Annotated in this window: 22 protein-coding genes; 4 read left to right on the forward strand and 18 right to left on the reverse strand. The window is 62.6% G+C overall.

All coding sequences use genetic code 11. The annotated features are described in order from the left end of the window. Positions 1-17 precede the first annotated feature (17 nt). Together AC0L18_RS19480 and AC0L18_RS19485 are read right to left on the reverse strand one after the other, a co-directional pair. On the reverse strand, positions 18-3,101 hold the full coding sequence (locus AC0L18_RS19480; RefSeq protein WP_473493785.1) for an efflux RND transporter permease subunit: 3,084 nt from the start codon (positions 3,099-3,101) through the stop codon (positions 18-20). Further along, entirely contained in the window at positions 3,098-4,363 is a 1,266-nt protein-coding gene (locus AC0L18_RS19485) for an efflux RND transporter periplasmic adaptor subunit (protein WP_473493786.1), read from the reverse strand. Before AC0L18_RS19485 ends, AC0L18_RS19480 begins: the two co-directional genes overlap by 4 nt. A 151-nt stretch (positions 4,364-4,514) precedes the next feature. Here AC0L18_RS19485 and AC0L18_RS19490 point away from each other — a divergent pair, with 151 nt between their 5' ends. Further along, positions 4,515-5,051: a TetR/AcrR family transcriptional regulator gene (locus AC0L18_RS19490; RefSeq protein WP_473493787.1), complete on the forward strand. Its 537-nt coding sequence runs from the start codon at positions 4,515-4,517 to the stop codon at positions 5,049-5,051. Positions 5,052-5,244: 193 nt separating this feature from the next. Continuing rightward, complete coding sequence (locus tag AC0L18_RS19495) at positions 5,245-5,460, forward strand: hypothetical protein (RefSeq protein WP_329608797.1); 216 nt, start codon at positions 5,245-5,247, stop codon at positions 5,458-5,460. On the opposite strand, the gene AC0L18_RS19500 is transcribed toward AC0L18_RS19495, so the two are convergent. The 4 genes from AC0L18_RS19500 to AC0L18_RS19515 all read right to left on the reverse strand — a co-directional run bounded on the left by AC0L18_RS19500 (position 5,435) and on the right by AC0L18_RS19515 (position 9,383). Next, complete coding sequence (locus AC0L18_RS19500; protein ID WP_473493788.1) at positions 5,435-6,556, reverse strand: Gfo/Idh/MocA family protein; 1,122 nt, start codon at positions 6,554-6,556, stop codon at positions 5,435-5,437. The two genes, AC0L18_RS19495 and AC0L18_RS19500, sit on opposite strands and share 26 nt — an antisense overlap. Positions 6,557-6,634: 78 nt before the next feature. Continuing rightward, the gene (locus AC0L18_RS19505; RefSeq protein ID WP_473493789.1) at positions 6,635-7,399 is read right to left on the reverse strand and encodes an ATP-binding cassette domain-containing protein; all 765 of its coding nucleotides are present in this window, start codon (positions 7,397-7,399) and stop codon (positions 6,635-6,637) included. After that, positions 7,396-8,397 carry an ABC transporter permease gene (locus AC0L18_RS19510; RefSeq protein ID WP_473493790.1) on the reverse strand — a complete coding sequence of 334 codons (1,002 nt, stop codon included), beginning with the start codon at positions 8,395-8,397 and terminating at the stop codon, positions 7,396-7,398. The genes AC0L18_RS19505 and AC0L18_RS19510 overlap by 4 nt, the downstream gene beginning before the upstream one ends. Continuing rightward, the gene (locus tag AC0L18_RS19515) at positions 8,394-9,383 is read right to left on the reverse strand and encodes a sugar ABC transporter substrate-binding protein (protein ID WP_473493791.1); all 990 of its coding nucleotides are present in this window, start codon (positions 9,381-9,383) and stop codon (positions 8,394-8,396) included. The genes AC0L18_RS19510 and AC0L18_RS19515 overlap by 4 nt, the downstream gene beginning before the upstream one ends. A gap of 96 nt (positions 9,384-9,479) precedes the next feature. Here AC0L18_RS19515 and AC0L18_RS19520 point away from each other — a divergent pair, with 96 nt between their 5' ends. Next, positions 9,480-9,686: a hypothetical protein gene (locus tag AC0L18_RS19520; protein ID WP_473493792.1), complete on the forward strand. Its 207-nt coding sequence runs from the start codon at positions 9,480-9,482 to the stop codon at positions 9,684-9,686. Between the two features lie 130 nt (positions 9,687-9,816). Here AC0L18_RS19520 and AC0L18_RS19525 read toward each other — a convergent pair whose 3' ends face one another. The 12 genes from AC0L18_RS19525 to AC0L18_RS19580 all read right to left on the reverse strand — a co-directional run bounded on the left by AC0L18_RS19525 (position 9,817) and on the right by AC0L18_RS19580 (position 21,558). Then, positions 9,817-10,854: an ROK family protein gene (locus AC0L18_RS19525; protein ID WP_473493793.1), complete on the reverse strand. Its 1,038-nt coding sequence runs from the start codon at positions 10,852-10,854 to the stop codon at positions 9,817-9,819. Continuing rightward, positions 10,854-11,576 (reverse strand): ribulose-phosphate 3-epimerase, encoded by a 723-nt coding sequence (locus AC0L18_RS19530; protein WP_473493794.1) that lies wholly within the window; start codon positions 11,574-11,576, stop codon positions 10,854-10,856. Before AC0L18_RS19530 ends, AC0L18_RS19525 begins: the two co-directional genes overlap by 1 nt. Next, the gene (locus AC0L18_RS19535; protein ID WP_473493795.1) at positions 11,573-12,406 is read right to left on the reverse strand and encodes an alpha/beta hydrolase; all 834 of its coding nucleotides are present in this window, start codon (positions 12,404-12,406) and stop codon (positions 11,573-11,575) included. Before AC0L18_RS19535 ends, AC0L18_RS19530 begins: the two co-directional genes overlap by 4 nt. Beyond that, entirely contained in the window at positions 12,406-13,224 is an 819-nt protein-coding gene (locus tag AC0L18_RS19540; protein ID WP_473493796.1) for a sugar phosphate isomerase/epimerase family protein, read from the reverse strand. Before AC0L18_RS19540 ends, AC0L18_RS19535 begins: the two co-directional genes overlap by 1 nt. Next, positions 13,224-14,300, reverse strand: coding sequence for a Gfo/Idh/MocA family protein (locus AC0L18_RS19545; protein ID WP_473493797.1), 1,077 nt, complete (start codon positions 14,298-14,300; stop codon positions 13,224-13,226). Before AC0L18_RS19545 ends, AC0L18_RS19540 begins: the two co-directional genes overlap by 1 nt. A 10-nt stretch (positions 14,301-14,310) precedes the next feature. After that, entirely contained in the window at positions 14,311-15,126 is an 816-nt protein-coding gene (locus AC0L18_RS19550; RefSeq protein WP_473493798.1) for a sugar phosphate isomerase/epimerase family protein, read from the reverse strand. Positions 15,127-15,318: 192 nt separating this feature from the next. Continuing rightward, positions 15,319-16,161 carry a carbohydrate ABC transporter permease gene (locus AC0L18_RS19555; RefSeq protein WP_023797144.1) on the reverse strand — a complete coding sequence of 281 codons (843 nt, stop codon included), beginning with the start codon at positions 16,159-16,161 and terminating at the stop codon, positions 15,319-15,321. A gap of 5 nt (positions 16,162-16,166) precedes the next feature. Next, positions 16,167-17,063 carry a carbohydrate ABC transporter permease gene (locus AC0L18_RS19560; RefSeq protein WP_473493799.1) on the reverse strand — a complete coding sequence of 299 codons (897 nt, stop codon included), beginning with the start codon at positions 17,061-17,063 and terminating at the stop codon, positions 16,167-16,169. A 142-nt stretch (positions 17,064-17,205) separates the two neighbouring features. Then, positions 17,206-18,453, reverse strand: coding sequence for an ABC transporter substrate-binding protein (locus AC0L18_RS19565; protein ID WP_123150270.1), 1,248 nt, complete (start codon positions 18,451-18,453; stop codon positions 17,206-17,208). Positions 18,454-18,567: 114 nt separating this feature from the next. Then, entirely contained in the window at positions 18,568-19,713 is a 1,146-nt protein-coding gene (locus tag AC0L18_RS19570) for an ABC transporter ATP-binding protein (RefSeq protein WP_473493800.1), read from the reverse strand. Between the two features lie 90 nt (positions 19,714-19,803). Then, on the reverse strand, positions 19,804-20,754 hold the full coding sequence (locus AC0L18_RS19575) for a PfkB family carbohydrate kinase (RefSeq protein ID WP_473493801.1): 951 nt from the start codon (positions 20,752-20,754) through the stop codon (positions 19,804-19,806). Positions 20,755-20,757: 3 nt separating this feature from the next. Beyond that, on the reverse strand, positions 20,758-21,558 hold the full coding sequence (locus AC0L18_RS19580; protein ID WP_473493802.1) for an aldolase: 801 nt from the start codon (positions 21,556-21,558) through the stop codon (positions 20,758-20,760). A gap of 162 nt (positions 21,559-21,720) precedes the next feature. On the opposite strand from AC0L18_RS19580, the gene AC0L18_RS19585 reads away from it, so the two are divergent. Beyond that, the gene (locus AC0L18_RS19585; RefSeq protein WP_473493803.1) at positions 21,721-22,482 is read left to right on the forward strand and encodes a DeoR/GlpR family DNA-binding transcription regulator; all 762 of its coding nucleotides are present in this window, start codon (positions 21,721-21,723) and stop codon (positions 22,480-22,482) included. Positions 22,483-22,731 lie beyond the last annotated feature (249 nt).

The following is a 22,731-nucleotide window of genomic DNA, read 5'->3' on the forward strand; positions in this document are numbered from 1 at the left end:
TCCGGCCTTTTTCTCAATCAATCGACAGGCACCGGCATCAGCCTCGGGTCCGGCTTCTCGGCGTGATGCGGCAGGTCCTTGCTGGCGATGAAGGTGTAGAACATCGGCACCACGAACAGGGTGAACATGGTTCCCACCAGAATGCCGGTGAAGATCACCAGGCCCATCGAATAGCGCGCTGCGGCGCCTGCGCCGCTGGAGACGATCAGCGGCACCACGCCGAGCGCCATCGCCGCCGTCGTCATCAGGATCGGTCTTAGCCGCACCCTGGCCGAGGCGACGATCGCATCGCGCCGCCGCATCCCGTGGAGCTCGCGCTGCTGGTTGGCGAATTCGACCAGAAGAATGCCGTGCTTGGTGATCAGGCCGATCAGCGTGATCAGCCCGACCTGCGTGTAGATGTTGAGCGTACCCAGCCCCAGATTGAGCGGCACGATTGCGCCGAAGATCGACAGCGGCACCGACATCATGATGATCAACGGATCGCGGAAGCTTTCGAACTGCGCCGCCAGCACCAGATAGATCACAAGAACAGCTGCCGCGAAGGCGATGATGATCGTGTAGCCCTGTTCCTTCTCCTGCCGCGACTGGCCGGTATAGTCGATGAAGAACGTGTCGGGCAGGCTTTCCCTGGCGATGTCCTCGATGGTCTTCAGCCCGTCGCCGGTGGTGATGGTGGGCAATGGCAGAGCGGAAATCGTGGCGGAGTTCAATTGGTTGAACTGCTCGATCACGGCCGGCGAGGCGTTGGTCGAGATCTTCACCACCGCCGAGAGCGGCACCATCTCGCCCGACGCGCTGCGGACGAAATACTCGGCCAGCTTTTCAGGGTTGTCGCGGAAGTTCTGCGGCACCTGAGGGATGATGTCGTAGCTGTTGGATTCGCGGTCGAACTGCGCCACTTCGGCGCCACCGACCAAAAGGGTCAGCGTCCGGCCGATGTCGGCGATCGGCAGGTTGAGGGCCGCGGCGCGGTCGCGGTCGATCGTCACCGTCACTTGCGGCGCATCGAAGGACATCGAATTCTGCACGGCGAGGAAGCGACCGGAGGCCTGCGCCTTGTTCTTGATGTCCTCGGCCGCCTCGAACACCTGGGAGGCATCGCCGGTCGAGCGCACCACCATGGTGACCGGCAGGCCGCCGCCGGAGCCGGGCAGCGTCGGCGGTGCGAAGACGAAAGCCTCGACGCCCGCCACCTTGGCGAGGCGGGCGGTGATGTCTTCCTGAAGTTCCTTCGAGCTGCGCGCGCGCTCGGCCCAGTCCTTGAAAGCGAAACCGACGAAGGCGCTGTTCGTCGGGCCCCCGAAGGCGACGGCGGAGAACCGCGCCCTGGTTTCGGGGATGTCATTCACCAGCCCGAGAATCTGGTTCACATAGGTTTCGGTGTAGTCCGACGTGGCGTAGCGCGGCGCGTTCACAAGAGACAGCAGGAAGCCCTGGTCTTCTTCGGGCGCCAGTTCGCTCGCGGTCTTGGTGAACATGAAGCCGGTCGTGGCGACCAGTGCGATGACGACCATCAGCGTCACTGGGCGGTATTTCAACGAGCCGCTGACCAGCCGCTCATAGACGTTTTCGACGCGCCTGAACGTGTTGTCGACAATGCGCTGGAAGCGGCTGTGCGAGCCGGCCCTCAGGATGCGTGCCGACATCATTGGGGTGACGGTGAGGGCGACGACACCCGAAAGCACCACCGAGCCGGCAAGCGTCACCGCGAATTCGCGAAACAGGGCGCCGGTCAGGCCGCCGGTGAAGGCCAGCGGCGCGAACACGGCGGCCAGCGTTATCGTCATGGCGATGACGGCGGACGAGATCTCCCGCATGCCGTTGAAGGCCGCCTGCATCGGCGACAAACCGTCTTCCTCCATGTGGCGGTGAATGTTTTCCACCACCACGATGGCATCGTCGACGACGAGGCCGATCGCCAGCACCATGGCCAGCAACGACAAAAGATTGATCGAATAGCCGAGCGTAAACAGCAGGAAACAGACGCCGATCAGCGACAGGGGAATAGTCACGATCGGCATCAGCACCGAGCGGAACGAGCCAAGAAAAAGCAGGATGACGACGATGACGATGACGACCGCCTCGCCGATGGTCTTGAACACCTCCTCGATCGATGCGCTGATCTGCTCGGTCGAATCGTAGACGATCTCGATCGTCATGCCTTGCGGCAGCGTCTCCTGGATCGTCGGCACGATGTCGTGGATCGCCCCCGCCGTCGTCAGCGGATTGGCGGCCGGCGTCGGGAAAATGGCGAGAAAGATGCCGGGCTTGCCGTTGAAAGTGACCCTGGTGTCGGTATTCGCCGCGGCGAGCTCGACGCGCGCCACGTCGCGCAATCGCACCACATTGCCGCCTGTCGAACGAAGCGGAAGAGCGGCGAAAGCCTCCGGCGTCTGCAGCGTCGAGCGGACGGTGATCGAGGAGGCGACATATTCGTTTTCGGTATTGCCGGGTGCGGAGAGGAAATTCGATGCGTTGATCGCGGTCAGCACTTCCGACGCCGTCACGCCGCGCGCCGCCAGTTTGATCGGGTCTATCCAGACGCGCATCGAATATTCGGCGGCCCCGAAGATCTGCACGTCGGCGACGCCCTCGACCGTCGACATGCGCGGTCGCACGACGCGCTCGATATATTCGGTGAGCTGTTCCGGCGTCATGTTCGGATTCTGCATCGAGATATACATCATCGCGAACTGCTCGCCGGTGCCCTTGACGATCACCGGGTCTTCGGACTCGTCCGGCAGGTCGCCGCGCACGCTTTGTACCTTCGACAAGACTTCGTTCAGCGCGACGTCGGGGTTGGACCCGAGTTTCATCTGCACCGTCACGGTGCTTGAGGACGGCCGGCTCGCCGACGTGACGTAATCGATGTTTTCGGTCGAGGCGACGGCACGGGCGATCGGCGCGGAAATGAACCCCTGGATCAGGTCGGCGCTGGCGCCGGGATAGGCTGTGGTGATCGTGATGGCCGTTTCTTCGACCTCCGGATACTGCCGGATCGAGAGGCTGAAGATGCCCTGGAAACCCAGAAGCAGGATCATCAAGGCGAGCACGGTCGAAAGGACCGGACGGCGAATGAAGATGTCGGAGAAGCTCATTTCTGGGCTGCCTGCTGGTTTACCGGCTTGGTCGGATCGATGGTGTTGTCGACGGCAACGGACATGCCGTTGGAAAGGCGGTTCTGGCCGGCGGTAACGACTTCGTCGCCGGGGGCGATGCCTTCCAGAATCTCAACCAGGCCGGCATTACGGCGGCCTGGCTTGACGAACACCTGGGCAAGCACGAGCTGCGGCTTCTGTTCTTCCGCCGTCGGTTCGGCCGGCGCAGCAGCCGATTGTTCCTCGGGTTTTGCCGCGGGCGCTTCAGTCGCGGGCTTCGCACTATCCGTGGTCGGCTTTTCTTCCGCGTTGGCCGCGGCGGCAGGGGCGGCGCCATTGGCTGCGGCTGGCTTCACTGGACGCACCACAAAGACGAAGTCACCGTAGAGGCTGGAGGTCAGCGCGGTCTGCGGCACCGTCAGCACGTTGTTTTCCTCGGGCAGTTCGACGCGCACCTGCACGAACTGGCCAGGGGTCAGCTTGCCTTCGGGGTTGGCGACCTCGGCCCTGACCGTCACCAGCCGGCTGGTCGGATCGATCTTCGGGTCGATACCGCGGATGGTGCCGGCGAACGGCAGCTCGCCGTCACCGATGCCCAGCCGCACCGTCTGGCCGATCTTCAGCAGCGGAAGCTGCTGTTCGGGAACCGAGAAATCGGCCCGCATCGTCTCCAGATCCTGCAGGGTCGCTACGGAAGTGCCGGGTGAGAGATACTGGCCGAGGTCGATCCTGGGGATACCGACGGTGCCGCCGAAGGGCGCTGTCAGCAGCTTCTGCTTGAGCACCGCCTGCAGCCTGTTGACCCGCGAAGCGGAAGCCAATGCGGCTGCCCGCGCCGTATCGAGCGTCGATTCCGAGCCGACATCGCGTTTCTGCAATTCAAGGGCGCGTGTCAACGCCGTCTGGTCGAGCGCTGCTTGCGCCTTCGTCGCATCGAGATCGGCGCGTTCGGCGGCATCGTCGAGCTGAAGGAGACTCGCGTTGGCTTCAACTTTCTGATTGGCGTGAAACAGGATGTCCTTGACGATGCCGGCGGTTTCGACGGTCAGGTCGACGCCGCGCACCGCGCTGACAGTGCCGATCGCCTCGACGCCCGGCGTCCACCCCGTCGGCTTGACGATCATCGTCGACACGGTCGCCGCCGGCGGCTTCATCGTGGCGAAGAATTCCTGCATTGCATTGTCGCGGAACAGGTTGAAGCCGACGATGCCACCGCAGACCACCACGAGCAGAATGAAGGCGATGATAAAACGCTTGATCACGAACAGTCCCCTTGGCCATGGCCCGGCACAACAGTCGGATGACCCAAACACATAGCTGTGACTGGTCCCGATATCAAATGACGGCGACCTTACTGTACCGTCTGGACGGTCTTGTCAATTCCGCGTAGGCTAATGTATGGGGGAGCGATTGATGAAAGCCCGCAGAGCAAATTCGCGTGATAAAATTCTCGCTGCCGCCGCCGATGTGGCACGCGAGACAGGGCCCGGCAGCCTGTCGCTGGACGCCGTCGCCAGCCGGGCCGGGGTGTCGAAAGGCGGCTTGCTGTACAATTTCCCGACCAAGGCGAAGCTGATGCAGGCGCTGGTTGAGGATTATCTTCGCGCCTTCGAGCAGGCGCTTGACGCCGCCCGCACTGCCGGCGTCGCGGGCGAGAGCCCGCTTGCGACCTACATCAAGCTTTCGGCCGAACATGCCGCGGAATCGAAACCGTCGGCGTCCTGGATATTTTCGGCGATCGCCGAGGATCCCGATTTCCTGACGCCGATAAAAGCGTTCAGGCGGCAGGTTTTCGAACGGCTCAAGGGAGAATCGCCGGACCTCAAGGCGCTGCTGGTCTGCTACCTCGCCATCGAAGGACTTCGCAGCATGAATCTCTTCGATTCGGATGTTCTTTCGGTCGACGAACGCCGGTTGCTGATATCGTCCTTGCTGGAGATTGCGGGATAGATTGCCGCGCAACGCCGCAGGATAAAGCTATTGTGACAGGTCATATGGTTGGGCTGGTCTGCCAGGGTGAGGGAACTTTTGTCCGGCTGGCGATTTTGGATGTATGGTGAGAAGCCGAACGGCCGGAAGGGGATTGGTGATGACAACAAAACGCTTTGCGATCCGCGCTCTCGTTTTCGCAATGGGCTGCAGCATGTCCGCCGCGGCCTTGGCTGGAGATCGCGATGATCGGCCTCACCCTGAGCGCTACGTTCCCGCCGAAGGCAACATCATCGACATTCTGTTCGGCGGCCCGCGCTACTATGATCGGCAGTTGTTCACGACAGCCGCAGGGCCCTGCTCCTATCATCGGGTCGGGCCCGACGCGAATGCCTTGAACAAGATCAACGATCACCATTGCGGGAAGTAGGCGGCAGGCTGCGGCGGTCGCCAGTCTTCTTCATCTGTTCGATAATCTCGGCCATCAGCGCCAGGTCGCGGCGGGAGTCCGCTAGGTCGGTCAGCGGCTTCGTCCTGGCGGTGATGTGGCGGTGGAAGGTTTCCAGTTCGTTGGAGAAGGCGTCGCCATACAGCGGCCCGAATGTCCGCGTCACCGGGCCGGCTGCCCCGGCTTCCGTCACTTCGAGTCGCGTCGGCAGGCTGCGGATGTAGGGGGTGTCGTAAATGATGCGGACCCGTTTGGTGTTCGAGCGCACCTCGATCATCGCGTCGAACAGGCCGAGATCGTCGACCACTGCGTCGTAGCAGCAGGCGAAATGGCCGTAGTCGAAGGTCACGCTGGTGTTGGCCCCGCCATTGGTGCGGTGCGCCGCCAGCACACGGGCCGGTTCGCCGAGGAGCCCGCGCATCGCCGAAATATGGTGCGAGCTCAGCGCCGTCAGGCCGCGATAGGCGCGTACGAGATCGGCGGGCGCATCGCTGCCCACCACTTCGCGAATCAGCGCCTCGCGCTCCCCGGCGCCGCGTGCCAAAAGGGCCGGATCTATGTCGGTGGGATAGAGGACGTTCTGGCTCTTCTTCAGGAAATGCCGGCCCTCGGAGATCAGGTCGAAGATGCGGACATGGGTTATGTCGGCGAAGTCAGGCAGTTCCTCCATCGCTGCAAGATAGGCCGGAGCGTAGCGGCGCATGTAGCCGACGAAGATCGTCTTGGCGTAGTTTGGCGTCAGTGCCAGAAGCTCGTCGATCTCGCGCACCGTCAGGCAGGCGGGCTTTTCCAAGAGGACATGCTTGTTCGCCTGGACGGCGGCTCGGACGAAACGGCTGTGGGTCTCGTCTGACGAGAGGATGAAAACCGCGTCGATATCCGGCGAGTCGATTAGCGCCTCTGCCGTTTCGAAGGCTTTGGCGGTCGGGTATTCGGATGTGCACAGCGCCATCAGGCTCGGCGACACATCATAGATGCCTGATACCAGCCAGCTGTCGCGCTGATCGCTCAGCACCGGCAGATGGATTGATTGCGCGACCTCTCCAAGTCCCACTAGCCCGACACGGATCACCGCCACGGCACACTCCCTTCGCAAACCAATTGTTTCAGCCAACAGCTCGTTATGGCTACAGGTGCGGCTCGACCCGGCCGTCCGTCATGCAGCGCCGGTGACGAGCGCGACGAGTTCGTTGCCGGTGGTCTCGGATGAACGGACGGTCGCCACCATCCGTCCCGCTCGCATCACCCAGATCTGGTCGGACAGGCGCCGCACCTGATCGAAATTGTGGCTGACCAGGATGACGCTGACGGCCTGTTCGCGCAGCCGCCGGATCAGGGCTTCGACATTGGCCGTCTCCTGCACGCCGAGCGCTGCGGTTGGTTCGTCCATCACCACCAGCTTGGCGCCGGAACCTGCGGCGCGGCAGATCGAGATCGCCTGTCGCTGTCCGCCCGACAGGCGCCGCACGCGCTGGCTGACCGAAGGCATGTTGATCGACAGGCGTGACAGCATGGCGCGCGCCTGCTGCTTCATCGCCTTGCGGTCGAGCAGCGCGAAGGGGCCGATCCGGCGCACGATCTCACGGTTGAGGAACAGGTTCTGGGCGACGGTCAATTCATCGATCAGCGCGAGGTTCTGGTGCACCGTCTCGATGCCGGCCTTGCGCGCCTCGTCGGGATTGGCGAAGGGGTGCAGCCGGCCGTCGAAGAAAATGTCTCCAGCGTCCGGCACATGCACGCCGACCAGGCAGCGTATCAGCGTCGACTTGCCGGCGCCATTGTCGCCGATCACCGCGGTGACCTCGCCACGGCGGGCCTGGAAGGCGACATCGGTGAAGGCGCGGATGCCGCCGAAATGCTTGCTCAGTCCTTCGCAGGCGAGGATCGCGTCGGCCGACGGGGAGTGATTGACGGCGCTCATTTCTGATACCGCATGATCAGTGCCGCCAGCACCACGATGGCGCCAACGGCCAAGGGCTGGTAGAAGGCCGAAACGCTGAGCAGCGTCAGCCCGTTGACGAGAGCGGTTAGCATCAGCGCTCCGATCGCCGGGCCGAGAATGCTGGCGCGTCCACCAAACAGGCTGACACCTCCCAAGACGACTGCCGCCACCGAATTGAGCAGAAGGCTGGTATTGATCTGCGGTTCGGCCGAGCCGATGCGCGCCACCAGAAGCAGTGCGGCGATGCCGGCGCAGAAGCCTGAAATCGTATAAGCGACGATCTTGACCCGGTTGGTGTGGATGCCGAGCGCGCTGGCGCTTTCGACCTGGCCGCCGGTCGCCAGCAGATGCACGCCGAAGCGGGTGTGGAAGAGCGCGATATGCGCCACCAGAACGGCTGATATCGCCACCCAGACGGGATAGCCGAACGGTCCAAGGGAGCCCGAGGCCAGCCGCAGCAGGAAGGTCGAGCCGACCATTATCGGCTCGCCGCCCGACAGGATCAGGCCGAGCCCGGTGACGCCCGAAAGCGTGCCGAGCGTTACCACGAAGTCGGGTATTCGACCGGCTGTGATGAGCGCGCCGTTCAGGAAACCGACCGCGCTGGTGGCGGCTACGGCGAGCACGCAGGCGAGAAAGATGCCATAGCCCGCGGCATCGACGAGCCCGAGGATGATGGCGCCCAGCATGACGGCTGCCGCCAAGGAGAGATCGATGCCGGCGGTCGCGACGACGAAGGTCTGGCCGATCGACAGCACGACCAGGATCGCCGCGGCCAGCAGCAGGGCCTGCAAGTTGGCGATGCTGAGGAAGACCGGCTGACTAATGCCGAAGACGATGACGAGGCCGACAAGACCGACGACCGATGCCCAGTCGGCCCAGAAGGAAGGATCCAGGAGGAGAGCCGACAGGGAGGGGCGGCTCTCCTCCGCCGCGCCCGCAGTATGCACGGGCGCGTTTTGTTCAGGAATGCTCACTTCAACATCTCGCGGAAGGGATCGGGATAGTCGTCGCCTGGACGCGGGAAGTTCTTCAGCGAGGCTTCGGCATTGTCCTTGTTGATCAATAGAACCGGCGCCGGCACGTTGGCGGGCAGTTCCTTGCCCATGGCCGCTGCCTTGCAGGCTTCCACGCCCATGGCACCGACGACATAGGGATATTGCGCGACGGTCGCGGCGAGTTCGCCGGCCGCCACCGATTTCAACGCGTCGACGATGCCGTCGAGGCCGATCACCTTGACGTCCTTGCCCGAGGTCTGGACGGCGCGCTGAACGCCGAGCGCCATGATGTCGTTGGCGGCGAAGAAGCCGGCGAGATCGGGATGCGCGGCCAGGATGTCGGTGGCCGCGGTAAGCGCCTTCTCGCGATCCCAGTCGGCGCTGACCATCACCACGACTTCGAGCTTGCCTTCGACAGCCTGCTTGAAGCCCTTGATGCGGGCGTTGCTGCCGACATCGCCGACAATGCCGGCCACCAGCGCGACCTTGGAGCCTGCAGGAACCAGCTTCAGCATCTCCTCGCCCGCCAGAACGCCGGCGGCAACGTTGTCTGTGCCGATGTAGGTTGAGATGGTGAAGCCGGCGGCCTTGGCCTGCTCGGCGTCGATGGTGCTGTCGATGTTGACGATCGGCTTGTTCTTCTGGGCGACAGGGACAAGTGCCTGGACGAGGTTGCTGACGCTGATCGGATTGACCAGATAGCAGTCGAAATCCTGCATGGCCATGGCGGTCAATCGATCGGCCTGCCCGGTAGCGTCGCCCATATTTGCGGCTGCCTGGATAGTGACGGCCACGCCGTCGGCCTTGGCCTGCTCTTCGATGCCTTGGTGCATGTACTGGAAGAAGGGATTGTCGAGACCCTTGACGATCGCCGCGACGCGGGCCGCGTCCTCGGCATGGACCGGCACTGAAATCACGATTGCAAACAGGCCTGCGCCAAGCGTCAGGCAATTGAACATACGCATGCTCTTCCTCCTCCTAATTTGTTGGTGGTGTCGCAATCGACCCGTTGCCCGGCGAACGGAACGGCTGTGCCGGCTAAGGCCAGCCCGGCGCTTGCGATGACGGGCGACCGACCGACCGGCGATCGCCGCACGGCGGTTTCCGAGCGCCCGGTCATGGCCATTTTCGTGTCTGGCATTTCTCCTCCCGGAGCGCTGACCGATGCCTTGTCAGCATTTCCGCATGTTTTAGAAAAAATTAACATGCGTCAACATTTAAAATGGTATGCAGAGGTTTTTGATGTGCTGCGGTGCAGCAGAAATTGACGCTGCGGGGGCGAAGCAGCTTGATGCCGGCGTCGTCAGTTGTGTGGCTTCAGCCTATGAATCCACCGCGAACGCCGAATGCAGCGGCACCAGCGCCGGGCCACAGGTGACCGGCGCCAGCAGCTTGAGCTCAGCGATGCATTGCCTCCCTGCCGGCGACACGTTCGGTCCGGCCGCCTTTGCTGTCCTTGTCCTGCGCCATCGCCAACGGCGCGCCCGGTTCGCCTTCCCACAGGATCAGGCTGGCCGCGCCGATCAGTCCTGCGCGGTCGCCAAGCTGCGCCGGCACGATCGGCACATCCCTGTAGGCCGGCATCGCCCGCTGCTCGACGGTTGCCCTGATGGTCGGAGCCAACAGGTCGAAACCGTTGGCGAGGCCGCCGCCCATGACGATCAGATCCGGCGAATAGAGGTGAAGCAGATTGGTGAAGCCGATGCCGAGCCACTTCGCCTCAGCCTCGATCAATTCGAGCGCGCTGATATCGCCGGCACGTGCGGCTTCGACGACGTGCCTGGCCGAAACGTCGCCGTCAGCCGAAAGGCGCCTAAGCAGGGAGCCGTCGCCCGGCGCGGTCAGCGCCGTGGCACGCCGCCCGAGCGCGGTACCGGAGGCGACCGCCTCGAAACAGCCGACGGCGCCGCAGAAGCAGCGGTCGCCCTCGCCGGTGATGGTCATGTGGCCGATCTCGGCCGCAAGCCCGCGCCGGCCGTGATAGATGTGGCCGTCGGCGACGACGCCGCCACCAATGCCGGTCGATACGGTGACGAACACGAGGGATCCGGTACCTTGGCCGGCGCCGAAGCGCCATTCGCCCAGCGCTGCCGCGTTGGCGTCGTTTTCCAGACGCACCGGCAGGCCGAAATGCTTGCCGAGAATGTCGATCAACGGCACATCGTGCCAGCCGGCCAGCGTCGGCGGCGCGATCACGATACCGGCCTTGGGATCGAGCGGTCCCGGCGCGCCGATGCCGATCCCGGCGACATCCGCCTGTGGGCGCTGTGTCAGAAGAGCCCCTGCCAGTGCGATGATCTGGCCGATCACCGCATCCGATCCCGCAATCGCCATCGTCGGCGCCGAGACCTGCGCGACAACGCCGCCGTCGCTCTCGACCAGCGCGCCGCGCAGCTCCGTTCCGCCGAGATCGAAGGCGAGGGCCAGTCTTGTCATCAGGCGGCGACCTCCAGCCCATGCAGCCAGCGAATGCGCTGCGCAAGGTCGGGGTCGCCGAACGCCAGCGATCCGAGCACCACCGTCTCGGCGCCAGAGGCGCGCAGGCGGGGCACCGTCTCGTGGCGGATGCCGCCGTCGGCAGCCAGGATGATGTCAGTTTCGCGACCGGTTTTTCTCATCAGTGCGCGCGCTTCGATCAAACGTGGGCAGGCCTGCTCGGAAAGGCTCTGGCCCTTGACGCCGATGGATGTGCCGAGAAGCGTCACAAACGCGACTTGCGACAGGAATGGCGTGACCGCGGCCACCGGCGTTTCCAGCCTGAGCACCACGCCGGCCTCGGCGCCGAGCGCATGCGCCAGCCGCACGGCGCGCAGGCCGGCTTCGCCGTTTTCGGCGTGGACACTGACCAGATCGGCACCGGCCTCGATGAACTGGCGCGTCTGCTCCTCGACGATCTCCGCTTCGACCATCAGGTGAACATGGATCGGTTTTGCCGTCAGCCCGGCGATCCGCGCTACCAGATCCGGGAAGAACAGGAAACCGGGGGTGAAGCGGGCGTCTGCGACGTCGATGTGGTGAAGGTCGACATGAGGTTCTATGCGCTTCAGGTCGCGCTCCATATTGGCAAGATCGGCCGACCACAGCGAAAATTCGCCGAGCAGCCGGCTGCGCGGCAGGGCGGCGATGGCGGCGGGACCGGACAGGGTTTTGGTCGTCATGACGGAATGAGGCTCCGAAAATTCGAGTGGGTGTGAAGGAAGGTCGTGATCTCGGCCTGCAACTCGGCGAAATGCCTGACGCTGTCGAGCGCCTTGGGATGGGCTTCTGCAAAGGTCGCGCCGGGAATGGCTGCGGCGAGCGTTAGGGCCGCCGAGAGCGGATGCACCGCATCCATAGCATTGCCGATGACCAGCGTGGCAATGCCAAGCACCGCGGCGGCGCGCGCCGAGACGCCCGGGCCGTCGGCGGCAATGTCGGCGAGGACCTGCGCGAATGGCGCGGCGTCCGGCCGGTCGAAATAGCCGATCAGCGAGGCAAAATTGTCGGGTGCTTCACGCCGCAGGCGCGCGGCGGTTTCCGATTGCGCGAAGATCGCCCTCGCCTTGTCGGGCCCGTGGTCCAGGATGAGCCTGGCAACCTCGGCGATCGGCCGCAGGTTCACCGGCGCGCTGTCGAAAATCCAGGCCGGCCGCACCAGGAGAAGACCAGCGACGCGGTCCGGATGACGGCAGGCCAGGCGCATGGCGATCGCCGCGCCCATGGAAATGCCGCCGGCGACGAAACGATCGAGACCGGCCTGATCGGCGGCGGCAACAACATCGTCCGCGAACATCTCCAGGGAAAACGGCCGGCGGCTGCCCAGTCCGGAGGCGCCGTGCCCGCGGCATTCCAGCGTGATGCGCCGCAAGCCCGGCCCGGAAGGGAAGGCCTGGGCGACCTGCGCGTCGCCACCGCCCAGCCCATGCTGAAAGATGACCGCAATGCCGTCGCCACTATCGGAAATCCGAAGCGTGGCGTTATCGCGAAGCAGCGTGGCCAGGCGCGCCATCACACCAGCCCTTTGAGGAAGCGGGCAACGCTGGGGGCCTCTTCGGCCGAGAGGCCATGCGTGACCAGCGGCCCGTCAAAACCCGATGCTTTCAGCCTGGCGACGAAATCCGCAAAGTCGACGACACCCCGGCCGGCGGTCGTGAAGCGGCCGTCAGCGAAACGGTCCTTTGCATGGGCCATGGCGACGTGGCCCGCAGTGCGTTCGACGGCGGCGGCGACGATGGCGCGCGCTTCCTCGGGGCTCGCCTGCTCGAACAGGTTGGCCGGATCGAGCACGATGCGCAGCCGTGTCGACCCCATCTCGGCGATGAGGCGCATCGCGTCCGACGCCGAGGTGACGATGTTGGCCTGTTCGGGTTCGATGCCGAGATCGACGCCGTGACGCTCCGCGAGCTGCAACGCCTTTTCCATCTCGCCCGCCATGTCGTCCCATGCCGAGGGCTCGCTATTGTCGGGATGATATGCCCACTGGTCGTCCGCGTTGCGCGTTCCCGTGCACAAGGTGACCAGCGGAACGGAAAGGTCTGCCGCGGTCTCGATGACCACGCCAAGCCGACGCAGGCCGTCGTCGCGCACAGCTTTGGCGGGATGGGCCATGTTGTAGGTTCCCGAGAGCGCTGCAAGGACGACACCGCAAGCATTCGATGCGGCCGCGATGGCATCAATGGCGTCCTTTTGCACCGCATCCGGCATCGACGGCAGCCCGGCGCAGGCAAGGTTGAACTGGGTGACGGCAAATCCCGCGTCGCGGACCGCTGCCAGCACGCCAGCCGGCTCGCTGCCGGGGAAGGTCTTGGCGAACACCCCGATCTGCATCAGACCGCTCCCGTTACGGAAGCGATCTCGACGCGATCACCGGTTTCGACCGAACGGGCGATCGCCACCATGGCGCGGATCGAGGCAAGGCCGTCCTCGACGTTGGCGCCGCGCATCGGCTTGCCGTCAAGGATTGTCTCGGCGAGGCCTTCGAGCTGGCGCCTGAAGAAATGCCCGTCGGCGCCGAGCGGCTTTCGCGACGTTGCATCCTTCTCGTGAAAGATATCGACCTCACTCGCCCGGAAATACCAGGGATTGAAGGTCTTCGCGATCACCGAGCCGTGTTCGCCATAGAGCTGAAAACCCTCGTGCCAGTCCATGCGGACAGCCACGGTGAGGTCAAGGTGGCCGAGCGCGCCATTGGCGAATTCGGTTTCGACGAACCAGCAATAGGCGCCGAAACGCTCGTTGAGCCGGGCGCGCACGGCAACGATCTCGTCGCACAGGAAGCGCGCGGTGTCGACAAGGTGCGAGCCGTGCGCGAGCATGAAATACTGCCTGAGATCGGACTTCGGATTGCCACCCGGCTTGCGTGCCAGCTTGCTGGTGACGGGCAGCGGCTGGACCGCGTCGGTGTTGGTGTAGCGGTGCGTGGAATCGCAATACCAGGCTTTTAGCGCCAGGATCTCGCCGATCTCATCGCGGACGAAATCGCGCGCCGCTTCCAGTGCCGGGTCGAAGCGCTTCATATGGCCGACCTGCAGCACCGTGCCGGAGCGCCGGACCGCATCGGCGAGCATCTCGCCTTCCTCGACCGAGACGCCGATTGGCTTTTCACACAGCACGTGCTTGCCGGCCTTGAGCGCCTTGATCGACATCGGCACGTGATAGGCGTCGGAGGTCGCCACGATCACCGCTTCCAGTTGCGGGTCGGCCAGCATCTCATCGTAATCGCCATAGACTTTTTCGGGTTCATAGGTCGCGGCCATGCGCGCCAGAAGATCGGGGGCGGCATCGCAGATCGCATAGAGATCGGCGTTGCCGGCCTTCACGCAGGATTCGAGATGCGCGAATTGCGCGATCGGCCCGCAGCCGAGCACGCCGACACGAAGGCGACGGTCTTGCTTCCGGATCATGGTCTCTTCCTCACGCGCCGTAGCCGCACATCGTCTGGCGGTTGGTCTTGACCGCGGCGGCCGGATCGGCGGCGGCGGTCTCGGATTCCTCTTCCAGCACCAGCCAGCCGTTGAAACGAGGTGCGGCGCTGGCGATATCGATCACAGCTTGGGTGTCACAGACGCCCTTGCCGAGCATAGCCCAGGTGCCGCTGGCGTCGACGTCTTTCAGATGCACGTAGCGGATACGGTCGCGGTAGGTGGTGAGCGTATCGATCATGTCTTGATGGCCGCGCAAGATGTGTCCGGTGTCGGGCACCCAACCGACGAGCGACGGATCGACCAGTTCGAAAATCCGATCGTAGTCGGCACGGTCGAACAGCAGCGTGTTGTGGTGGGAACTGGGATGGACAGCGATTTCGACGCCCGCCTTGCGTCCAAATTCGCCGGCCTTGTTGTAGAACTCGGAAGCAATAGGGAACTTGTCGTCGCGCGGGCCGTCGGACACGACGGTGGCCGAGCCCATCGAGACCAGCGCGCCTGGAAAGGCAGCGGCAAAATCGATCCAGCGTTTCGCTGTCTCGAGGTCGGCGCCGATGCTCTCCTTCAGCGTAAAGCCGCTCTTCGAGCCGAAGGCGAAAGAAACAAGGGTGAGGCCGGCCGATCTCAGCGCCGTGGCGAATTCCGCCGGCCTGTCGGCATAGCGGCCGATCATCGTGTCGGTGATCTCGATGCCGGCATAACCGCCATCGGCGATCGCCTTGAGCAGATCGTCGGGACCACCGGCAAACCGGTCTCCGAGCATTTCCCAGGTGAAGGTCTGGCAACCGACTTTCAGGTCTTTCATGCTTTCATTCCTTGATGCCGCCCTGCGTCAGCCCTTTGTTGATGTGGCGCTGGATGAACAGCACGAGCACGATTCAGCGGCGCTATGAAGACGCCCGAGGCCGCGCGGCGATATCGCCTGCCAGCAGAGAAGGTCCAATCCATCGATTTCGACGCGCGGCCTTCCCCATCGGTTCTCCGTGGGAGGGACATCCTACTTGACCGAGCCCGCGGTCATGCCGGCGAGGAAGAACCTCTGGGCAACGAGGTAGATGAGCAAGAGCGGTAGCGAGCCCAGCACGCTCATCGCCATCATCTGGTTCCATTCGAAGGCGTGCTGCCCCATCAAAAGTTGGATGCCGATCGGGACGGTGCGCATGGACGTTGACTTCGTCAGCGTCAGCGCAAAGAGAAATTCGTTCCAGCACAACAGGAAGGTGTAGACCGACGTCGCTACGATACCAGGCAGTGAAATCGGGACGATCACCCGCCAGAGTGCGGTCCAGCTGGTGCCGCCGTCGACAGCCACCGCTTCATCGAGATCGCGGGGCAAGGTGTTCAGATATCCCGTCATCAGCAGGATCGCGTAGGGCAGCGTAAACACCAGGTAAGTCAGGATCAGTGCGACGTAGGTGTCGAAGATGCCATACGAGACGACAAGCCCGAAGAAGGGGATCAAAAGCGTGATCGGCGGAATCGTCTGCGTGCTGATGATGAGTGTGTTGAGGCTGCCCTTTCCGCGGAAATTGAAACGGCTGAACCCATAAGCCGCCAGCAAGGCGATCAGGACCGTCAGCACGGTCACCGCTCCGGCCACGAAGTAGCTGTTGAAGAAGAAGCGCAGCTTTACCGGGTCGCCAAGGATGGCCGCATACGCTTCCAGCGTGAAGGCCTTCGGCAGGACGGTTGGTGGCAGGGCAAAGATTTCGGTATTCGACTTGAACGAGCTGCTCAGCATCCAGTAGATCGGGAAGGCCGCGAAAAAGAGCCCTGCGGCAAGCGCGACATGGAGCGCGACGGTGATCAGTCTGTCTTTCGGTGTGTGCCTTTTCCTCATGGTGACTACCGAGCCTTTTGATAGCGGATGTAGAACAGCGTCAGGCCGAGAGAGATCAGCAGGATGACCACGGCGCTCGCCGACGCCTGCGACAGGTTGTAGCTCGAAAACGCCAGCTTGTACGTGTAGGTGCTGAGGACCTCGGTCGAGTAGATCGGACCGCCGCCCGTCGTTATCCAGATCAATGGAAAGACCTGCATGGTCCAGATGAAGTCGAGCAGCGAGATGCTGATAATGATCGGCATCAGCTGCGGGATGGTGATGAAGATCAGCTTCTGGTAGGCCTTCGCCCCGTCGATATCGGCGGCCTCGTAGAAATCCTTGGGAATGCCCTGCAAGCCTGCGAGCAAGCTGACCATGAAAAGCGGGTAGCCCGCCCAGATATTGGCGAAGGTGACGGCGTGCAGCGCGGTCGCCGTCGAGGAAAACCACTCGACCTTGGAACCGATGATGCCCATCTGCATGAGAACGCTGTTCACGACACCGTTCGGCTCGAGCAGGAGGCGCCAGATCACGGCGATAATCACCGCGGTGAACAGCCAAGGCAGTATGTAGAGCACGCGCAGAATGTTGCGCAGCGTCGGATTGATGCGGTCGCTGTTCAGCATGAGTGCGAAGACCATGCCGATGGTCATATGGAAGATGACACTCATGCAGGTGAAGTAGAGCGTGTGCCACAGCGAGGCCCAGAACACCGGATCGGCAAAGATCGCATGGTAGTGTTTCAGTCCGGCAAAGGATGGGTCGCGACGCAGCACCGCGCTGTTCTGGAACGAATAGCCAATCACCGTCACCATCGGCAGTAGCATCAGAAGGCCGATGATGAGGAGCGAGGGTGACAGATAGAGATAGGGTGCGATCGCTCGTTTCAGTCGATGGTGGGAGCGCTTCTGCCGAGTCATGTGCCACCGTTGGGATGTGCCTTCAAGAGGAAGGTGCGCTTCGGAAAGAGGTCCATCTTTCAAATTGCCGATCCGTTGTTGACGGGTGGCCTGCCCTAAGTCAGGCTACCCGGTGGAAAGATAGCAACGGGGAACAGGTCGCTCAGAATTTCGCCATCCAGCCCTTTTGAGCGTTGGCTGCGGCTTCTTCCGGAGACTGCTCGCCGGCGAGCATCTTCTGGGCTTCCACGTCGAACTGGGTCATCAGGTCTTCAGCCACCGGCAGACCCGTGAACTCGTTGGCGAGATAGCCGGTCTTGAAGATTTCGAAAGCCTTGGCGAAAGCCTTGTCCGAGGTCACGAAATCGGGCTTGGCATTGACGTTGCCCGGGAAGGCGTTTGCAAGCGTCACGAGCTTGGCGTTCACCTTTTCACTCATCAGATATTGGACGAGCTTCCAGGCTTCCTCCTGATGTTTTGAGGCCGCAGAGATGCCGATGCCCCAGGAGGCGTAGGGAAGGCCGCGCTTGCCGTTGTAATTCTCCACGACCGGGACGGGGATGAGGTCGAAGTTCAGCTTGGGATTGCGTTTGCGAATGAGGTTCACATGCGCGAGCGAGTCGATCATCATTCCGACCCGATCGTTCACGAATTCCTCGACCTTTTCCTGCTCGGTCTTGGTGGCAATGCCGGGCGAAATGACGCCGGCGTCGTTCAGCGATTTGACGAAGGTGAGCATATCGACGACCGGCTTGCCCTCGAGAGCCGGCTTGCCGTCAGCCATCATCGATTGACCCGAGGCCCAGACCCACGACATCAGGTCGTTCTGGACACCGGACGGCGTTTGCAGCGACAAGGGCAGCACCCAGCCATACTGGTTCTTGTCGGCATGGGTCATCTTCTTGGCGGCTTCGAGAAACTCCGCGCGGGTCGACGGCAGCTTGGTCACGCCTGCCTGGGCGGCGAGATCCATGTTCACGAAGACCGGATAGACGAACGAAGCCACGGGAAACATCACCGCCTTGCCGTCCACCTTGATGATATCCGCGACCTGGGTCTTGTCGAACTCGCTCGCATCCATCATCGGGTTCATGTCGGCCAGCGCATTCTGCGCGTTCAGATTGTTCACCCAGGCGCCGTCGAGACCGACGACGTCGCTAAGCGTTCCAGTTGCAGCACCAACCGAGATCTGGTCTCGCGTGGTCGCATAGGGGCCGCTGACGAGCGTCACCTTAATTCCGGGGTTTGCAGCCTCGAAGTCATTCATGATTGCCCTGAGCGAGCCGGCCGGCAATTCGGGCTCCCACCATTGGGTGAATTCCAGCGTCGTGTCCGCCATGGCGCCGGTTGCGCCAAGCAGCCATGCGGCCGCGGCTATTTTCAGCATCGCGGGTTGTATCCGAAACATCATTTTCTCCTCCTTCTTTAAGATCGACCGCACAATGCGGACGATCGTCTGCTCTACTCAGAAGCTTTCTTGCGTTTCGCAGGCGCCTCGCTCTCGCCTGCGGTCTGCCGCAGATCTTCAGATCGCCAGATGCGTCTCGGGATCGAAGAAATGGAACTTGGCATCATCCAGGGCCAACCGGATTTCCGAGCCGGAGTGGACGGCGCTGATCGGCTCGAATCTCGCCACCGCGTTCGATGCCAGGCCAAAATCGTCCACCGCGTCCGGATCGCCGGAGTCCACCCGGACCGCGTCGATGTTCAGATGGCCAATATGTTCGGATCCGAGTTCTTCGATCGAGGTCACCTTGGCCGGTATCGTCTGATACTTGCGACCGGATTCGAGGCTGCTGTCATAAAGATCCTCCGGTCGTATGCCGAACACGACCTTGCGCCCCGCAAACGACCTCAAGCCCGGCCTGCGCACGAAGGCTGCCTCCTGCAACCGGATGGCAAAGGTGCCGGACATCAGTTCGTCGCCCGTCAGGGTCGCCTCGAAAAGGTTCATCGAAGGAGAGCCGATGAAGCCGGCAACGAAGGCGTTCACCGGCGATTCATAGAGCCTCTTGGGTGTATCGACCTGCTGCAGCACGCCGCCTTTCAACACCGCGACCCTGTCTCCCATCGTCATCGCTTCGATTTGATCGTGGGTCACGTATATGGTCGTTACGCCGAGCTGCTTTTGCAGACTGGTGATTTCGGCGCGCATTTGCACGCGCAGTTTCGCGTCCAGATTGGAAAGGGGTTCGTCCATGAGAAAGGCGGCCGGCTCGCGCACCATGGCGCGGCCCATGGCAACCCGTTGACGCTGTCCGCCTGAAAGGTTCGCGGGTTTGCTGTCCAGCAAAGACGTCAGCTGAAGGGTTTTGGCGATCTCGTCCACGCGCTTCTTGCGCTCGGCCTTCGGCTTGCCTGCCAGCCGCATCGAAAAGGCGATGTTTTCGAACACCGTCATATGCGGGTAGAGCGCGTAGCTTTGGAAAACCATCGCGATGTCGCGGTCCTTGGGCGGCATGTCGACGACGTCGACGCCGCCGATCCGAAGGCTGCCGCTGGTGATGTCCTCCAATCCCGCGATCATTCGCAACGCGGTGGATTTGCCGCAGCCGGACGGCCCCACGAGAATCAAGAACTCGCCGTCCTCGACCGATAGGTTCAATTGGTCGATTGCGCGAAAATTGTTGCCGTAGGTTTTGCAGATATTCTCAAGAATGACTTCTGCCATATTCCTCCCTCCGCAAGTATAAGCTGCTGATTTTTATAACTCTCCTCGGAGCATGTTCACCTGCGAAATATTTCATCGTATAATTTCTAGCTATGTTCCAGTATTGACATGCGTTTTTTTCAGTTCGACTGCTGACGGCGCGTTCGTCGATGCCAGGAGTTCCGTAACCTGGTCGTCGGTCGGAAGCGCCTCGCGCCCACCACGGCCCGTTATCGAAAGGGCTGCCGCCGCGGCCGCGAATGCCACCCGGCCTGCGGTGCCGGCTCCGCGCGTCAACGCATGGGCATAGGCGCCATGAAAGCAGTCACCCGCACCGGTCGAGTCGACGACCACAATCCTGTGCGGGGGCAGGTGCCAGAGACCTGTCTCTTCACGCCCGCGATAGTACACGCCCCTGCCACCGTCGGTCAGAACCACTGCGGACCGCGACGGCAACCACAATGCATCGAGCATCTCGGCGGGCGATCGGCACCCCGTGGCAGTCCGCGCAAAGCCGAGTGGAAGAATGAGATGATCGCAGAGCGCGATCAGCCGTTCCGTGGCTGGGCCGCTGCTCCATTCGATATCGCCGAGGATCGCAAGGCCGAGATCGCGAGCCCGAGCCACGACATCCAGGGACCGGATCGCGTAGCTATCGACGATCAGGACGGTCGCGCGGCTGAGGATGTCGTCCGGAAAATCCGGAGCGGTGCCCAGCATCGCTTCGTCGTCATACGCGATGAACCGCTCCCCATCCGAACCGACGGTGATCCGCGAGTGCACCGGGCGCGCATGCGGGTGGCGCGGCGCGAACGCGGTTTCAACGCCGCTCGCAACGAGATCGCACAACACGGCGTCGTCGGCGGCACTGCCCAGCCATCCGACGAAGCCGGCGGTTCCGCCGAGCCGCGCGACGGCGGCAAGTGCCGTCGCGACATTTCCCCCGAAAGCTCGGGCACTTTGCAGAACCTTTCCCTTGCCCGCCGACAACGGCTGATCGACATAGACGATGTCGTCGATCGCAATAGCTCCGAAGCCGAGGATTGAAGGGACGGTGGGCATCGTTCAGGCACCCGCCTTCGCCAAGGCGTGTTGCGCCGAAAGGCCGTCATGGATGACGCCCCGAAAGGCAATCGCTGCCTTTTCCGGATCGCCATGCCCCCAGAGATTGCGGCCCACCACGGCACCGCGCGCGCCGGCACGGATGGCGTCCGCCGTCTGCTGAAGGGCGCCGAGCAGCGTATCGGTCTTCGGACCACCCGCGATCACAACCGGCACCGGGCAGGTCCGGACGGTCTCTCGGAACGACTCGAAATCGCCCGTGTAGCCGATCTTGATCACGTCGACGCCGGACTCGTAGCCGATGCGCGCCGCATAGGCGATCTCGTCGGGGGTGAAGACGATTTTTGCTCCGTCGGTGAAATCGCGAGGGTAGATATGCGCCACCACAGGCATGCCGTAGCGGGCCGCTGCATTCACCGAATCGGTCAGCCAGCGTATGTATTTGCCCTCGGTCGCGCCGCGCACCGGAATGGCCACGGCCAACGCATCGGCCCCCGCGCGCACCGCATCCTCGGGCGTTGCGATCAACTCGCTGATGCGATCGTCCGGAGTGAAGCAGCCCGCCTGAATCACCAGGGAAGCTTTGCCCGCATATTGCGGCCACAGATGGCGTGCGGTGCCAGGCTGGATGCTGACGTAGTCGGGTTTGCCTACCATGACGCGTGCGAGCGCACCCGGCAGGTCGGCAAGGCCGCCTTTGCGCACGTCGCCATAGCCGACGAAGTGGTCGACCGCGCCGCCAAAAAGGTTCCCCGATGGATGCGAGAAGAGGCGCGCAAGACGCACCTTGGTTCCGAGGCTCATGAGTGCAAAATTCCCCAATCGTTTGATTTCAAAATCCTGGACCCAGTGTTTACGAAAGAAATGAGAAATACAATCTTTCGAAAGCTTTCGAATTTGCGTATTTTTGGTAAGCTGAGCCGAGGCCAGAGCGGTTGCTTGGCGCAGGGAGGCAAGGACAGGGCAATGTTGTCAGAGCAGAGACGCCAATCGATCCTGGGTGAAGTGCAACGCAACGGACAGGTTCGCATCAAGGACCTGTCAGAAGATTTTGGCGTGTCGGAAGTCACGGTGCGCTCCGACCTCGAGATACTGGACCGCAAGGGATTGCTGACCAAGACCCGTGGAGGGGCGGTGACCCGGACCACAGATTCGACCACGGCCGCGTTCGCCCGGCGGATGCAAACGAACCTCGACGCAAAGAAGCGCATCGCCCGGGCGGCGCTAGACCTGTTCGAGGACAACCAATCGGTCATCTTCGACGGCGGCTCGACATTGATGCAGGTTGCCATGCAGTTACCGCCGCTCAGCAATGTCGTGGTCGCGTCCACGGCCATGAATATCGTGCAGCATCTTATGCATCGTCCCGGGCTCGACGTTCATATGATCGGCGGCCGGGTCTATCCCGACACGGTGAGCACGCTGATCACCGATGCCGATACGGCTCTCGGCGGCTTGGTAGCGCATCAGGTCTTTGTTGGAGCGCATGCGATAGACTCGTCACTGGATGTGGTCGACGTGAACGAAGACATGGCGCGAACGAAGCGAAACCTCGTTCGCATGGCCCGGCGCGTTGTCCTCCTCGCCGATTCGAGCAAATGGGGCGTCAGCGGGACCTCCAAGGCATTTTCGCTGTCGGCCGTCGATGTGGTGATCACCGACGATGGCCTGCCCGGTCCAATACGCAGCCAGCTTGAGATGACCGGGGCCAAGGTGATCTATGCCTGACCCCATCTCGGTCCCTGACCGCGACGGAAAGATCCAACGCGCGCATGTCCCACGGGATTCGCATCGGCTGTTGGCCGTTTTTTCATGTCAGTCATGTTCCTCAAGGCTGGCGGCCTCCAATGTTGCGCCATCATTTTCGCATGTTCTATAATAATTTTACGCGCGTCAAGATTTAAAATGTTGTATAGTGGCTTTCGACTGTGATCCGTTGCTGGTGCAATGATTCAACCAGAGCGTTGCGCCGTCGGG

It is taken from the genome of Mesorhizobium sp. WSM4819 (assembly GCF_055811215.1).